Origin of the sequence: Vibrio sp. 1874, from assembly GCF_033344395.1 — a bacterium.
Taxonomy (GTDB): Bacteria; Pseudomonadota; Gammaproteobacteria; order Enterobacterales; family Vibrionaceae; genus Vibrio; species Vibrio alginolyticus.
On sequence record NZ_JAWPOR010000010.1, the window covers coordinates 113,512 to 129,037 of the forward strand.

A 15,526-nucleotide genomic window follows, 5' to 3' on the forward strand; every position below is an offset into this window, starting at 1 on the left:
TCAGTCCTTTCTTTGACTACCAGATGGTGAAAATCAAACCCGGTTCGAGATAGATGTCCAAACCTTGAGTGAGTAATAAGTAGAACGCGATCACGAATGGAAACGACGCGCCAAACAGAACGGGTTTACGTCTTTCCCCGAGCAGATAAAAGCCAGCCAATAAAAAGAAGCCAGTAGCTATCACAAAACCTAAGTACGTCAGGCCCACGCCGTAGAGTGCCATTAAAACTAAAAAGGCAATCAGTAACTTCCAATTGAAGGTCAGCACTGCGCCACTTTGTTTATCTGGTTGTCCTGTCACCAGCAATAGCAAAGAAAGGCCGACACCAACGTAAGTCAGGATGGTTGGCAGAGTACGTGCGGTGAATGGTTCATACTCATCACCTGGAAACAATGGAATCTGCGAGGTTTGATAACCGTAGCAAAGACAGAAGAGTAGAAAGATCATTGCGCCGACGCGGTCACGACAGAGCAAATACTCTTTGGTGAAAAAGTTGGTTGAACGAGGCATATTCAACTCCTAACAAAAGTAAAAAAGACCGCATATGGACGTCAATGAATAAACTAAACCATTAACAATTAAGCATTTCGCTGCTAGTCGAGCCGCTTTGGGTATATAAACAAAGGAGTGTGCATGCCGATTGTCGACAATGTCCAGATGCGGTGAAACTTAGAGTGCAAATACAATGGGGAAATACCAACCTACGTTATTCATTGAGGTTGGTATCTGAGGGACCCCAATTCGACTGTTACTTCAGGAAGCCTAACTCGCGCATTAAGTCACCCATCTGTTGCTCTTGATCTTCAAGAAACGCGAAGAATGCTTTATCCGCTTTATAGTTGTCGATCCAACCATTGCGGTCTCGAACGACTTGCCATTCGTCGGTGTTATACATTTTAGTAAATGCGGCATTCCATTCATCTAGCTTTTCTTGGCTTGTGCCTGGTGCTGCAAAGAATCCACGCCAGTTAGCAAAGACAGTTTCATTACCATATTCGGTGAGAGTTGGAATGTTAGGCGCAGCTTCTAAACGTTTTGGTGCTGTAATCGCTAACACTTTCACTTGCCCAGACTTAGACATTTCGAGTACTTCACCTAGCCCTGTAGAGAGCAGTTGTGTTTCGCCTGAAAGTAGGGCTGCCATGGCTTTTCCACCTGCATCATAGGCAATGTAACGAACTTTACGCGCATCAAAACCTTCACCTTTGAAAGCCGCTGCTATAACCAAATGATCCATAGAACCACGAGCAGAGCCACCAGCAACCTTCACCTTACGTGGGTTTTCTTTAAAAGCTTTAACGACATCTTCCCAAGAGCTATAAGGAGAATCGGCTGATGTAACAATGGCGCCATAATCGGCAACCGTTGCGGCAACAGGAGTCAAGTCGCGGAAAGATTGTGGGAAGATCCCACTGAGCGAGCGAACGACGATCGGTGTTGAGTTCACCATGAGTGTATCTTCTTGACGATCAGCCGTTTCAATCAAATGTGCGATTGCTTTGCCACCGCCACCACCAGATAGGTTTTGAAATGATACGGTTTCGACGATGTCTGATTTTATTAATACATCACCAGTACCTCGGGCGGTCATGTCCCAACCGCCACCGGCACCTCCAGGGATAAGAAAGTGCATTTTTTCAATATCTGCAGCAAGAGCGTTGAATGAAAATGAAGCTGCGATGATTGAAGCGGCGAGCGTTGGTTTGAGTACCTTTAACATGTTCACGTTCCTTATGTTAGCGACTCTATTTAGTTGAGCCTTATTGTTTTTGCTCAGTTGTCATGCCTTGTAAGCGTTAAAGCTGAACTTGGTGTAAAGGTTAATTAAGTGTTAAATATCTGTCTGTAAAAGAGATATAAAGAGAATATTGAGCATTTCGGTTATTTTGTTCATAAAGTTCACGGCGAGAAGTTGGTGTTAGGTCACGCGGCTTTACGCTTTGGTAGGCCATAATAAAATGACGGAAAATGAACGAGGAAAAGAGAATGAAAGGGACGTGTTTGTGCGGCGCAATTGAAGTCATCGCTGAGGTTAAAAATGAGGTTAGCCTGTGCCATTGCTCTATGTGTCGAAAATGGTCGAGTGGCGCACTCCATGCGGTGCATTGTGGTCCTAACGTAACGTTTAAGGGGGCCGAGCCAAAGCGTTATCAATCGTCTGACTGGGCGGTGAGAGGTTTTTGTGGCGAATGCGGCACAAACCTTTTCTATCATTTGTTGCCGACAGGTGAGTACATTCTTTCCGCTGGTTTGTTCGATAACCCAGATTTCAAACTCACTTTAGAGATTTTTACCGATGAAAAGCCTGCTTATTATGACCTCAATTCCGCTTCACAAAAGATGACTTCGCAACAAGTCTTTGATCAATTTGTACCTAAAGAATAGTTTTTTATCCGATTATTGTTCGACAGCTGAGCTTTTAGTTTTTAGATCATAAGCTTAAAGGTTTATAAGTTGTCGACAATATGAATTCCCCATTCTTGATTTCTGCTAAAAACGGCACTTAATAGGCATTTTTGGCCCATTTAAATTACGACCTTAGTCTAAATTGTCGACAATTTACTTGATTGTCGACACTTTGATCGACTACTTTATATTCAGGTTAAGAAATTGTAGACATTTCGATGTCGGTAACAAGAGTATCTGAATATGAACTCTGAGTTGAAAGCTCGTTATAAAGTGCTGGGTTCTGAGAAAGAACACACCAAATCCGAAACGCTGACCGAAACACTGATTGAAGTCATTGTTAATGGCGACGTGAAGCCTGGCCATAAGATATCAGAGCCAGAGCTAGCAAAGAAATATCAAGTCAGTCGTGGGCCTTTGCGTGAAGCATTGATGCGCTTAGAGGGGCTAGGGCTCATCGAGCGAATTCCTCATGTTGGGGCTAGAGTGACCACTTTTTCTCCGGAAAAGCTGATAGAACTTTATGCCGTTCGAGAAGCATTGGAAGGCATGGCGGCAAGGTTAGCTGCGCGACACATTACGCAAGAAGAGCTCTTAAGCTTGGAAATGCTATTGTCGACACATTCCAAGCATATAGACCAAATGGAAGGCGCGTCTTACTTCCATCAACATGGTGACTTTGATTTTCACTATCGCATCATCCAAGCGAGCAGAAACAGTAAGTTAATATCTCTGCTGTGTGATGAACTCTATCACTTATTACGGATGTATCGTTACCAGTCGCCACGTGCACAATCTCGCCCGAATGAGGCGCTCACCGAACACAAATTCATTTTGGAAGCCATTCGCAATCGCGATGAAGAGCTTGCAGAAATGTTGATGAGAAGACACATATCAGGAAGTCGAAAGCTCATCCAATCTCAAATTATACATACAGAAAGTTTAGACAAAGACTAGAAGGAATTCGTCATGAGCTTAACACCGGGAGCGAAATTCAGACTCGCCATTGAACAAAATAATCCACTACAAATTGTCGGCACTATAAACCCGTATTGCGCCATGATGGCAAAAAACTTGGGTCACCAAGCGATCTACTTGTCTGGTGGTGGTATCGCAAATGCGTCATACGGATTGCCGGATCTCGGTATCACAACATTAAACGACGTTTTGGTTGATGTTGACCGTATTACTAACGCATGTGATTTGCCTCTTTTGGTTGATATCGACACGGGCTTTGGCGGTGCATTTAACATTGCTCGCACGATCAAAGCGATGGAAAAAGCGGGCGCGGCAGCGGTGCACATGGAAGACCAAGTCGCACAGAAACGTTGTGGTCATCGTCCGAACAAAGCAATAGTCAGCCAGCAAGAGATGGTTGATCGTGTAAAAGCCGCGGTTGATGCACGCAATGATGAAAGTTTCGTGATTATGGCTCGTACTGACGCGTTAGCTGTTGAAGGCATGGACAGCGCAATCGAGCGCGCGATTGCGTGTGTGGAAGCTGGCGCAGACATGATCTTCCCAGAAGCGATGAACAAGCTGGACCAGTACCTTCAGTTTTCAAATGCGCTTGAGCAAGCGACCGGAAAGCACGTTCCTATTCTGGCGAATATTACAGAATTTGGCGCGACACCGCTGTATGGCTGCGATGAGCTAGCGAAAGCAAAAGTGGACATGGTGCTTTATCCATTAAGTGCGTTCCGTGCCATGAACAAAGCTGCTGAAACGGTCTACAAACATTTGCTAGAAGTGGGTAATCAGGAAGCACTGGTTGATTCGATGCAAACACGTAAAGAGTTGTATCAGCACCTGAATTACCACGACTACGAAGACAAACTTGACCAGTTATTCTCTGAAGGGAAATAGCGGGGGAAAAGCAAAAATAAACGGAAGCCCAAGAAAAAGATAATCGGAATTTATCTCATCTAATAACGTGAAATTCGTTTGGCTAAAAACACCCCAGAGAGGGAAAAGTCAGACAGAAAAGGAGTTCAAACAATGTCTCAAACTGCAGAAAAGAAAGCAGAATTAGGTGGCGCAGGCCTTCGTGGTCAAAGCGCAGGAAGCACAGCTTTATGTACTGTCGGAAAAACGGGAACTGGTTTAACTTATCGTGGATACGATATTACTGATCTTGCGAACAACGCACAGTTTGAAGAAGTGGCTCACCTTCTGTTACGCGGTCACTTGCCGAATCAACAAGAACTCGATGCATACAAGACACACCTACTCAGCCTTAGAGGTTTGCCAGCCGAGCTAAAACAAGCTTTAGAGTTAATTCCTGCAAGCGCACACCCAATGGACGTAATGCGCACGGGTTGTTCTGTATTGGGTAACCTAGAGCAAGAAATGAGCTTCGAGGAGCAACTGAAAGCAACCGAACGTATGCTAGCCTTGTTCCCTGCCATCATCTGTTACTGGTACCGCTTTAGTCATGATGGCGTGCGTATCAACACCGAGGATCAGACTGAAGATTGCATCGGTGGTTACTTCTTACGATTACTTACAGACAAAGCGCCATCTGCGCTGCACAAACAAGTGATGCATTGCTCGCTCATTCTTTATGCTGAACATGAGTTTAATGCTTCTACATTCGCAGCACGCGTTTGTGCATCAACGTTGTCAGACATCCATTCTTGTATCACGGCAGCAATCGGTACGCTTCGTGGGCCACTTCACGGTGGTGCGAACGAAGCGGCGATGGAAATGATTGAAGATTGGCAAACGCCCGACGAGGCGGAAGCGAACATCATGAAAATGCTAGCCAATAAAGACAAGATCATGGGATTTGGTCATGCGATTTATCGTGAAAGTGACCCTCGCAACGCCTTAATAAAACGCTGGTCCAAAGAGCTATCGAAACAAGTTGGTGATACACATCTATATGCGGTTTCTGAGCGTGTTGAATCAGTGATGAAACGAGAGAAAGGTCTGTTCTGTAATGCGGACTTCTTCCATGCATCGGCTTACCACTTCATGGACATTCCAACCAAACTATTTACCCCAATCTTTGTGATGAGTCGTTTAACGGGCTGGGCTGCACACGTTTATGAACAGCGTGCCAATAACCGTATTATTCGCCCAAGTGCCGATTATACGGGCCCAGATCATCAAGAATGGGTGCCTATCGAAAATCGCTAGCGCGAAGGTCAACGAGGGCATTATATGCTTTGGTTGACCACCTCCTTCCTTTGTCATTCTCTCTAACAGAGGAAGGAGATCCTCTCATCACTGTGTTTCTGGAGCAATGGAAAACCTTGATGAAGGCAAGATGTAAAGACTGAATGGAAGCAAACCATGAACACAAATATTAATACTCAATATCGTAAGCCGCTTCCGGGAACTCAACTGGATTATTTTGATGCACGCGAAGCCGTCAATGCCATTTCTCCTGGAGCCTATGAAACACTCCCTTATACCTCTCGCGTGCTAGCTGAGCAACTGGTCCGCCGCTGTGACCCGAACACATTGACAGATAGCCTGAAACAGTTAATTGAACGCAAACGCGATCTTGATTTTCCTTGGTATCCAGCACGCGTTGTTTGTCATGACATTCTTGGTCAGACCGCTCTAGTCGATTTAGCGGGTCTGCGCGATGCCATTTCAGATCAGGGCGGCGATCCTGCAAAAGTGAACCCAGTGGTTGAGACACAATTGATCGTTGACCACTCTTTAGCGGTTGAACATGCGGGCTTTGATCCTGATGCCTTCGACAAAAACCGCGCGATTGAAGAGCGCCGTAATGAAGACCGATTCCACTTTATCGAGTGGTGCAAAACAGCGTTTGAAAACGTCAGCGTGATTCCAGCTGGGAATGGCATCATGCACCAAATCAACTTGGAAAAAATGTCTCCTGTGGTACAAGCAAAGCAGGGCATTGCCTACCCAGACACCTGTGTGGGTACGGACAGTCACACACCTCACGTAGACGCTCTTGGTGTTATTGCGATAGGTGTCGGTGGTCTGGAAGCAGAAACCGTCATGCTTGGCCGACCATCAATGATGCGTCTACCAGATATTGTCGGTGTCAAACTGACGGGTAAACGTCAACCGGGCATTACCGCAACGGATATTGTCCTCGCGATTACTGAGTTTCTGCGTAATGAGCGTGTGGTATCTTCATATCTTGAATTCTTCGGAGAAGGCGCACGTGATCTAACGATCGGAGACCGCGCAACGATTTCAAACATGACACCAGAATACGGCGCAACAGCTGGCATGTTTTATATTGATGAGCAGACCATCAATTACTTGAAACTAACTGGTCGAGATGAAGAACAAGTTGCTCTAGTAGAAAATTACGCAAAACAAACCGGTCTTTGGGCAGACGATCTTGATAGCGCCGTTTACGAGCGCGTACTTGAGTTCGATTTATCATCAGTTAGCCGTAACTTGGCTGGTCCGTCAAACCCTCATCGTCGTTTACCAACTTCTGAGTTGGCACAGCGCGGCATTTCTGGAGCGTGGGAAGAGAAAGAAGGCGAGTTGCCAGATGGTGCAGTGATCATCGCTGCTATTACCTCATGTACGAATACCAGTAACCCAAGAAACGTGGTTGCTGCTGGCCTTGTGGCGAAGAAAGCCAACGAACTTGGTCTTGTACGTAAACCTTGGGTGAAATCGTCTTTTGCTCCGGGTTCTAAAGTTGCACGCTTGTATCTGGAAGAAGCGGGCTTATTACCAGAGCTAGAGAAGCTTGGCTTTGGCATTGTTGGTTACGCATGTACAACTTGTAACGGTATGAGTGGTGCGCTGGATCCAAAAATCCAACAAGAGATCATCGACCGTGATTTATATGCGACAGCGGTGCTTTCTGGTAACCGTAACTTTGATGGTCGAATCCATCCGTACGCCAAACAAGCTTTCTTGGCTTCACCACCATTGGTTGTCGCTTATGCGCTGGCCGGTACCATTCGTTTTGATATCGAGCGCGATGCACTGGGCACTGACCAACATGGCAAACCAATTTACTTAAATGATTTGTGGCCAAGCGATGAAGAGATCGATGCAGTTGTCGGTACTCATGTTAAACCTGAGCAGTTTAAGCAAGTTTACATTCAGATGTTTAAGCTGAATGATCAAGAGCAAAATCCCAACCCGCTGTACGACTGGCGTCCGATGAGTACCTATATCCGCCGACCACCGTACTGGGAAGGTGCGCTAGCGGGAGAAAGAACATTGTCTGGTATGCGTCCATTGGCGATTCTGGGCGACAACATCACCACTGATCACTTATCACCATCCAACGCGATTCTCGCAAGCAGCGCAGCAGGTGAATACTTAGCGAAAATGGGTGTGCCAGAAGAAGATTTCAACTCTTACGCGACTCACCGTGGTGACCACTTAACGGCGCAACGCGCGACCTTCGCTAACCCAAAGTTGTTCAATGAAATGGTGAAGGAAAACGGCGAAGTCGTGCAGGGATCTCTGGCGCGTGTAGAGCCAGAAGGGCAGGTGGTTCGTATGTGGGAAGCGATTGAAACCTACATGAATCGTAAACAACCATTGATCGTGGTGGCTGGCGCGGATTACGGTCAGGGGTCATCCCGTGACTGGGCAGCAAAAGGCGTTCGACTGGCAGGCGTAGAAGCCATTGTTGCTGAAGGCTTTGAGCGTATTCACCGTACTAACTTGGTTGGCATGGGCGTACTACCACTGCAATTTAAGCCAGGCGTTAACCGCAATACGCTAGAGCTGGATGGTACGGAACTTTACGACGTGGTTGGAGAAATCAAGCCGGGCGCTGATTTAGCGCTGGTTATCACACGCAGCAACGGCGATAAAGTCGATGTTCCGGTTACTTGTCGCTTAGATACCGCTGACGAAGTTCACGTGTACAACGCAGGCGGTGTTCTGCAGCGTTTCGCGCAAGATTTCTTGGCACAATAAGGAGTGCGTATGTCAAATAATACTCCGAATCAAACAAGCCAAATAAAAGTGCCCGCGACGTACATGCGTGGCGGCACGAGTAAAGGTGTCTTTTTCAACCTAGAGGATTTGCCTCAAGAAGCGCAAGTGGCTGGAGCCGCACGTGACAAACTGTTGCTACGCGTTATTGGCAGCCCTGATCCGTACGCGAAGCAAATTGATGGTATGGGGGGCGCGACGTCAAGCACCAGTAAAACAGTGATTGTTTCGCGCAGCAGCAGAGCCGATCACGATGTTGACTACTTATTTGGTCAAGTGTCGATCGACAAACCATTCGTCGATTGGAGCGGTAACTGCGGCAACTTGTCTGCCGCTGTCGGTCCTTTCGCCATTCATGCTGGTCTGATCCCACAAGACCGTATTCCAGAAAATGGCATTGTGACGGTGCGTGTTTGGCAAGTGAACATAAGCAAAACGATTTTGATTCACGTGCCAATCGTCAATGGTTTCGTCCAAGAAACCGGAGAGTTTGAACTCGATGGTGTCACGTTTCCAGCGGCAGAGATTCAAGTGGATTTTGTTGATCCTTCCGATGGCGAAGGAAGTATGTTCCCAACGGGCAACTTAGTTGATGATTTAGTGGTGCCGGATGTGGGTACGTTCAACGCGACCTTTATTAACGCGGGCATACCAACCATTTTTATTGATGCTGAATCGATAGGATATCAGGGCACCGAGCTGCAAGACGATATCAACAACGATGACACAGCATTAGCAATGTTCGAATCCATCCGTGCATATGGCGCGTTAAAAATGGGCCTGATTTCTGATTTAGAAGAAGCTCAAACACGCCAACATACGCCGAAAATAGCGTTTGTTTCTAAACCGAAAAGTTACCTGTCTTCAAGTGGTAAAGCCGTTAATGAGTCGGATATTGATGTGCTCGTTCGCGCGCTGTCGATGGGCAAACTTCACCATGCAATGATGGGAACAGCAGCCGTTGCTATCGCTTCTGCTGCGTGTGTGCCCGGAACGTTAGTGAATTTAGCCGCTGGTGGCGGTGAAAAAGAGTCCGTGACTTTTGGTCACCCGTCAGGAACGTTAAAAGTTGGGGCACAAGCGAAGCAAACTGAGCAGGGCTGGGTGGTGCAAAAAGCCATTATGAGCCGAAGTGCGAGAATACTGATGGAGGGATTTGTGCGTGTACCCTTCTATGTCTTCGATTAAAAGAGACGATCTTTGGATTAAAAGAGCGATCTTTGAGTAGAACGAGAGCAATGTCAGGACATACTGGAGGAAGCAATATGTCTTCATACGAAAAAGAATACTTATGGGCGAAGAATGAACCGGAGAGTTTTTGGCGCGCTCAAGCGGAGAATATCGATTGGTTCGAATCTCCTAAAACTATCTTGAAATCTGATGAAAACGGCATAGAACGTTGGTTTCCAGATGGTGTAATGAATACGTGCTGGTTAGCATTAGATTACCATTGCGAGCAAGGACGCGGTGATAATACTGCACTCATTTATGACTCGCCAGTGACAGGTCGTAAAGCCACGTACACCTATAGCGACCTACGTGACCAAGTAGCAAAAATTGCTGGCATGCTGTCTGCTCAAGGTGTTGAAAAAGGAGACCGAGTCGTTATTTACATGCCGATGATCCCAGAAGCCGCAATGGCGATGCTTGCCTGCGCGCGTTTGGGGGCGATTCATTCCGTAGTATTCGGCGGTTTTGCTCCTAATGAGCTTGCTGTACGAATTGAAGATGCAGAGCCGAAAGTGATCATGACGGCGTCGTGCGGGATTGAGATCAACAAAGTCATTCCATACAAACCAATGGTAGACAAAGCCATTATGGACAGCCGTTGGAAGCCTGAGAAAGTGTTTGTTTTCCAACGTCCAGAGTGCGACGCTGAGCTAAACCAAGATAGAGACTTAGATTGGCAGCGAGAGTACAACCAAGCGCTGCCACATGGTTGTGTTCCGGTGTTAGCAACCGATCCGCTCTACATACTTTATACATCGGGTACGACAGGTAAGCCGAAAGGCGTTGTGCGTGATAACGGTGGCCATGCTGTCGCGATGAAGTACTCCATGAGCGCAATCTATAACATTCCTCAAGATGGCGTCTTTTGGGCGGCATCTGATGTGGGCTGGGTAGTAGGGCACTCTTACATTGTTTACGCTCCACTGATTCACGGTTGCACTACTATCCTATTCGAAGGCAAGCCTGTTCGAACACCGGATCCTGGCGCATTTTGGCGAGTGTGTGATGAATATAAAGTAGATGCGTTGTTCTCTGCACCAACGGCGTTTCGTGCGATTAAGAAAGAGGACCCGGAAGGCGAGCACTTAAAACAGTACGACTTGTCGAATCTGAAAACCATCTTTATGGCGGGAGAACGCCTTGACCCTCCGACACTGGAGTGGGTTCAGAGCAAAGCGGACAAGCCCGTTATTGACCACTGGTGGCAAACCGAGACGGGCTGGGCCATCGCTGGCAACCCGACAGGTGTCGAAATGATGCCAGTTAAAGCTGGTTCTTCGACGAAGCCCATTCCGGGTTATCAGGTCGAAATTCTGAATGAACTTGGAGAGGCTGTCGGGCCTAACCAACAAGGCTTTGTCGCATTAAAACGTCCGCTACCACCAAGTTGTCTGCCAACGGTTTGGCGTAATCATGACCGTTTTGAAACTGGTTATCTTAGCCAGTTCCCAGGCTACTACGTGTCAGGTGATGGTGGCTATCTGGATGAAGACGGTTACCTGTTTATTATGGGACGTATTGATGACGTGATTAATGTCGCGGGACATCGATTGTCGACAGGTGAAATGGAAGAAATAGTAGGAGGCCACCCAGCGATTGCAGAATGTGCGGTGGTTGGTATCCACGATGATCTAAAAGGTCAGCTTCCACTTGGTTTTGTTGTACTGAAAGACGGCGTCAAAGTGGATGAGCTAGACCTTGAAGGTGAGCTTGTTGGCAAAGTGCGTAGTGAGATAGGTGCAGTTGCTTGCTTCAAGCATGCGTTGGTTGTAGACCGTTTACCGAAAACACGTTCAGGTAAAATTTTGCGTCGAACTATACGTCAAATAGCTGATGGTGAAAAATACACCGTTCCGTCAACGATTGATGACCCAAGTAGCTTGAACGAAATTGAGCGAGTGCTACGACGCTGAGAAAAACTCAATTCTAACTAACCCCTGATCCTCGAACTCTGTTGGTTGGTTCTGCCTCTGTACGTTTATTAAGTGCAGGGGCCTTTTTGTTGTTCAAACAGTACAAACGTATCGTGAAAGCATTTGTGACTTGCCAATACGACGTTTTCCTCACAAACTACAGCCATTCCGTTTTTAGTGACCCTTTGTATGACCACGTTTGCGATTAAACCTGCGTGTTTTAGCGACCTAGAGTTGCTCAACGATCTTATGTTCGAGCTTCATGATGAGCATCATCTTCAATCTCCTGAGCTTTTCAAAACGGCAGAGGAGATAGAACAAGAAAAAAGCATTGCTCGATATATTGACGACCCTGAGTGCCTTGTTTACGTAGCAAAACAAGGAGATGAAATTATTGGCTTTATCTCTGGTCACTTCTGTGAACTTATTTCTACCGTCAGCCAGCCAGTTATGATGGGAAGTGTGGATGAGCTCTATGTGCTGCCTGAATATCGAAAACAAGGTACGGCGCAGGCATTGATTAATAAAATTGAGTCAACGTTCTCTGATTACGGTGCAAAACAGATGTTTGTTGAAGTATGGCATTTTAACCAGGGCGCAATATCTTTGTATGAAAAACAAGGATTTGCACATCATATCCACTATTTAAGAAAACCGCTGAACGAATAATCGTATTTAACTTTAATATTGTGATTTAGGTTCTATCGAATTGAAATCATTCAGTTCGTCAATAGACTTTTCTCTATAAGTTGCTCGCAATGTTAACAAATTGATATGCACCCACATTGGTATCGGCGTTTTTGTCTGCTTGTTTATTAGTAGCACGAGGATCGTGCTTACAAAAACAAGAGGACAATATTTTGAAACTAACAAAATCGTTACTTGCTTTAGCCGTTTTGCCAATGTTCGCAAGTGCTGATGATTTGTCTCAGACGCAAAATCACACTATCCAACCCCAGATCGTAGGCGGAGTAACTGCCGACCCACGTGACTGGAAATTCTACACCCAAATTGTTAGTCGTTATGGTAACCGATCGTATTGTGGGGCCAGTTATATCGGGAATGGTTACGTCCTGACTGCTGCACATTGTGTTGAGGGTGATTCTCCGAGTCAGATTGCGGTTAAAATCGGTGGCGTTGTTTATAACGGTAGTGATGGTGTTCGTGCAAACGTCAGTGAGATCCATATGCACCCGGCATATCGCCGCGCGACGCTTTCTCATGACCTCGCGGTATTGAAGCTCGACTCTGTGCCTCAAGGTGTTTCTTCAGTTGAGATTGCGAATGGTAGTCTAACGCAATACGCGAGCATCGGAGATTGGCTTAGTGTTGCTGGCTTAGGGCGAACTTCTGAAGGAGAAAGCTCTCCGTCTCGATTGCAGGAGGTTGACGTCCCACTTGTGTCGGATATGACTTGCCGTCAAGCCGGTGGCAACTACACAACGGTTGGAGAAGTGTCATTCTGTGCGGGTATTCCTCAAGGTGGGATAGATTCTTGTCAGGGAGATAGTGGTGGTCCAATCGTTATTAATCGCAGTGGTGTAATTACTCAACTTGGTGTGGTCAGTTGGGGAATAGGTTGTGCTCGTCCTGGTATGTATGGGGTTTATAGCGATATCGCTGCTATGCGCAATTTTGTCGATGGTGTTATCGGAACAGCAACACCACAAAAAGAAAATGTTTCTGTTGGATACACCACCGAACAGACACTGGCATCATTTAATGTTGGGGAGTTACAGCAACATAGCTTTGTTATCCAGAATTCAGGGAACACCACGTTCACTGTGGAAAATGTTCGCGCGTTTGCTTCGGGTGTTACTGATGCAGCTGTTATTGCCAATGATCAGTGCTCTCAGGCGACGTTAGCAATGAATGCAAGTTGTCGTGTTGATGTTGAATTTGGTGCTACTCAGAGCGGAGAAGCAAGAGTGGCTTTGAACTTCAACGTTGATAAGACCAGCACACAATACCAAGCGTTAGTATCCGCTCAAGCGAAAACGGTGACAACGCCTCCCACAGATAGCTGTAAAACTGTATGGCAAGCCAGCTTAGTGTATCTCAAAGGAGATACGGTTACTTGGAATGGTAAAGTTTGGCAAGCGCAGTGGTGGACTCAAGGTGATAATCCAGCAGACTCAGGGCCTTGGGGTGTTTGGCAAAAAGTAGGCGATGCGAATTGCACGTCTAACTAACTATCGGGCCAGTGAACTTGATTCGTTGACCATGAGATAAGATTCATTCTTGGTTTCAACGATCAGTACATAGTTATCATAACTAGGGTTTATTGTTTGCGAATAATAAGCCCTTTTTTATTGTGTCAACTATGAGAACCCACAAAATGTGTATGACTTTGTCCTGACGTTATCTTTATATAACTGGCAGAATTGCGATCAACATTTTATGTTTTGTCTGATTTTTGTCAGGTTTGCATTAAATTATTCTCCAGTGAGCGTTGAGATCAGGTTTTACGCGATCAACTCAGTTTGGCATAACTCGTTACTTAATTTTTGTCGAAAAAGATAAGATTAACTGCCATGATTCATTGGTTATCATTATGTTTATTTAAGGTCATATTTTGTGTTGAGACAGCTGTTATTACTCATCCTTTGTTTTATTTTGTTACCTGTTTCACCGATCTCTACGGCTAAAGCCACTGCGAGCGAAGTTAAAGGAGCGCTCTGTATTGTTCGCGCTGATGACAAGTTAGTGTTAGTTCATGAAGTATTAACGGATAAGATTTCTCTACCTGGCGGAACCATTATTGATGGTGAGTCTCCACAAGTTGCTGCTCAACGAGAAACGTGGGAAGAAACCGGTATAGTGGTTACGGTTGGAGAGGAGCTTGGCAGAACGGACACTGCGGTTTTTTACGACTGTATATCAGACTCTGACATTATCGCTTTTTCTATGAATAATTCTTTAGGTGGAAATGAACTGCCTATTTGGTTTGCCCCTCATTATGGAGTAGAAGTTGCGTCAGCGATGTTGCTTAGCCCATCTGAATTACCATCATCTTTATATCGTTATCCTGAGCAATGGCCACAAGCCACTCAGTTTTTTGATCAAGCTACCAAGCAATCAGTATCTTATGTGACTCAGTTGATCGAATCCGCGCCTTCATTTCGTCAGGTTGAATTGGCGTGGCTGATAGATTTACAGAGTTGGGTAGGGGCGTTGTCAGAAACGAGTTACGAGGTAGCTAGTCAGATCTCGAAACTCGTTATAGATCTGACAGAACCGACGGTACTACTCTTTCTATTTCCTTTTGCCATGATGCGCTTTGGTAGCCGGTTTGTGTACCGACTCTTTTTCGCAATTAGTGCAACGTCGCTTATGGTGCTTGTCGCTCAACAAGGCTTTTCGCTACCGCGCCCACATGTCTATATACCAATGATGGAGTTAACGCACAGCTTTGGCTTTAGTTTTCCTAGCTTGCCTATCGCTGTGTGGTTTTGTGTGCTGACGTTCTTGTTTCATAGAACCCAGTATTTTGGTTTGAATGGAACAACGGCAGTCTTCGTGTTCATCACTCTTACTGTGGTGTTAGGTAAGTTTTTCCTCGGCAGTGCCTTTATTTTAGATATGTTATTTGGCGCGCTGTTAGGCAGCTTGGTGGCTTGGCATGTTCTTCGACTGGAAACAAATCAAGATGTGAACGTTGATCAAGTTCTAAGCTCAAAAGGCGTCTGGTTCATTATGACTGCGGCAACAGCGGTCATCTCCGTCATCTGGCCATTACCTGTGTTTGGTCGCTGGCTAGCAATTTTAATCACTGCATCAGCGTTGGTCATGACATTTAAAGAGTCGAAAGCACATTTAGATACTCGGCAGATGATCTTTGTAACGCTGGCATTGTTGCTTGTTGATCAACTCTATTTGTACTCGGCTATTATCGTATCGTTTAGCGGTTTGTGGTCATTAGTCTTGTCGACGTTACATTATCCATTATTAATGTTGTTATTTATGCTGCTTGCAAGGAAGCTGACTTGTGAAAACCAACCGAGCAAAACGTTGCTAGATTGATGGCTGTATTTGTTATCTATTAGTATTTGAGTAAAAACAAAGCCTT

General features: G+C 45.8%; 12 protein-coding genes. 10 read left to right on the forward strand and 2 right to left on the reverse strand.

Annotated features, from left to right (window positions below):
- Positions 1 to 16: 16 nt before the first annotated feature.
- The gene (locus R8N46_RS17335; RefSeq protein ID WP_065274568.1) at positions 17 to 511 is read right to left on the reverse strand and encodes a tripartite tricarboxylate transporter TctB family protein; all 495 of its coding nucleotides are present in this window, start codon (positions 509 to 511) and stop codon (positions 17 to 19) included.
- Between the two features lie 238 nt (positions 512 to 749).
- Complete coding sequence (locus R8N46_RS17340) at positions 750 to 1,721, reverse strand: tripartite tricarboxylate transporter substrate binding protein (RefSeq protein WP_005388181.1); 972 nt, start codon at positions 1,719 to 1,721, stop codon at positions 750 to 752.
- 266 nt (positions 1,722 to 1,987) lie between these two features.
- Here R8N46_RS17340 and R8N46_RS17345 point away from each other — a divergent pair, with 266 nt between their 5' ends.
- The 10 genes from R8N46_RS17345 (at position 1,988) to R8N46_RS17390 (ending at position 15,480) form a co-directional block, all read left to right on the forward strand.
- The gene (locus tag R8N46_RS17345; RefSeq protein WP_005377278.1) at positions 1,988 to 2,386 is read left to right on the forward strand and encodes a GFA family protein; all 399 of its coding nucleotides are present in this window, start codon (positions 1,988 to 1,990) and stop codon (positions 2,384 to 2,386) included.
- A 264-nt stretch (positions 2,387 to 2,650) separates the two neighbouring features.
- Entirely contained in the window at positions 2,651 to 3,364 is a 714-nt protein-coding gene (locus R8N46_RS17350) for a GntR family transcriptional regulator (RefSeq protein WP_005377279.1), read from the forward strand.
- Between the two features lie 12 nt (positions 3,365 to 3,376).
- Entirely contained in the window at positions 3,377 to 4,273 is an 897-nt protein-coding gene (gene prpB, locus R8N46_RS17355; protein ID WP_005388185.1) for a methylisocitrate lyase, read from the forward strand.
- 132 nt (positions 4,274 to 4,405) lie between these two features.
- Positions 4,406 to 5,548 (forward strand): 2-methylcitrate synthase, encoded by a 1,143-nt coding sequence (gene prpC, locus R8N46_RS17360; protein WP_005377283.1) that lies wholly within the window; start codon positions 4,406 to 4,408, stop codon positions 5,546 to 5,548.
- Between the two features lie 156 nt (positions 5,549 to 5,704).
- On the forward strand, positions 5,705 to 8,296 hold the full coding sequence (acnD, locus tag R8N46_RS17365; RefSeq protein WP_161445865.1) for a Fe/S-dependent 2-methylisocitrate dehydratase AcnD: 2,592 nt from the start codon (positions 5,705 to 5,707) through the stop codon (positions 8,294 to 8,296).
- A gap of 9 nt (positions 8,297 to 8,305) precedes the next feature.
- Positions 8,306 to 9,502: a 2-methylaconitate cis-trans isomerase PrpF gene (prpF, locus tag R8N46_RS17370; RefSeq protein WP_005377286.1), complete on the forward strand. Its 1,197-nt coding sequence runs from the start codon at positions 8,306 to 8,308 to the stop codon at positions 9,500 to 9,502.
- A 77-nt stretch (positions 9,503 to 9,579) separates the two neighbouring features.
- Positions 9,580 to 11,457 carry a propionyl-CoA synthetase gene (locus tag R8N46_RS17375; protein WP_085569999.1) on the forward strand — a complete coding sequence of 626 codons (1,878 nt, stop codon included), beginning with the start codon at positions 9,580 to 9,582 and terminating at the stop codon, positions 11,455 to 11,457.
- 189 nt (positions 11,458 to 11,646) lie between these two features.
- The gene (locus tag R8N46_RS17380; RefSeq protein WP_005377290.1) at positions 11,647 to 12,126 is read left to right on the forward strand and encodes a GNAT family N-acetyltransferase; all 480 of its coding nucleotides are present in this window, start codon (positions 11,647 to 11,649) and stop codon (positions 12,124 to 12,126) included.
- Positions 12,127 to 12,317: 191 nt separating this feature from the next.
- Positions 12,318 to 13,649 carry a trypsin-like serine protease gene (locus R8N46_RS17385; RefSeq protein WP_213972514.1) on the forward strand — a complete coding sequence of 444 codons (1,332 nt, stop codon included), beginning with the start codon at positions 12,318 to 12,320 and terminating at the stop codon, positions 13,647 to 13,649.
- Between the two features lie 385 nt (positions 13,650 to 14,034).
- Positions 14,035 to 15,480, forward strand: coding sequence for a bifunctional NUDIX hydrolase/phosphatase PAP2 family protein (locus tag R8N46_RS17390; RefSeq protein WP_005377292.1), 1,446 nt, complete (start codon positions 14,035 to 14,037; stop codon positions 15,478 to 15,480).
- Positions 15,481 to 15,526 lie beyond the last annotated feature (46 nt).

Bases quoted from the DNA above. Each gene is read 5' to 3' on its own strand.
- R8N46_RS17335 (WP_065274568.1), bottom strand. From the start codon at position 511: ATGCCTCGTTCAACCAACTTTTTCACCAAAGAGTATTTGCTCTGTCGT.
- R8N46_RS17340 (WP_005388181.1), bottom strand. From the start codon at position 1,721: ATGTTAAAGGTACTCAAACCAACGCTCGCCGCTTCAATCATCGCAGCT.
- R8N46_RS17345 (WP_005377278.1), top strand. From the start codon at position 1,988: ATGAAAGGGACGTGTTTGTGCGGCGCAATTGAAGTCATCGCTGAGGTT.
- R8N46_RS17350 (WP_005377279.1), top strand. From the start codon at position 2,651: ATGAACTCTGAGTTGAAAGCTCGTTATAAAGTGCTGGGTTCTGAGAAA.
- prpB (WP_005388185.1), top strand. From the start codon at position 3,377: ATGAGCTTAACACCGGGAGCGAAATTCAGACTCGCCATTGAACAAAAT.
- prpC (WP_005377283.1), top strand. From the start codon at position 4,406: ATGTCTCAAACTGCAGAAAAGAAAGCAGAATTAGGTGGCGCAGGCCTT.
- acnD (WP_161445865.1), top strand. From the start codon at position 5,705: ATGAACACAAATATTAATACTCAATATCGTAAGCCGCTTCCGGGAACT.
- prpF (WP_005377286.1), top strand. From the start codon at position 8,306: ATGTCAAATAATACTCCGAATCAAACAAGCCAAATAAAAGTGCCCGCG.
- R8N46_RS17375 (WP_085569999.1), top strand. From the start codon at position 9,580: ATGTCTTCATACGAAAAAGAATACTTATGGGCGAAGAATGAACCGGAG.
- R8N46_RS17380 (WP_005377290.1), top strand. From the start codon at position 11,647: ATGACCACGTTTGCGATTAAACCTGCGTGTTTTAGCGACCTAGAGTTG.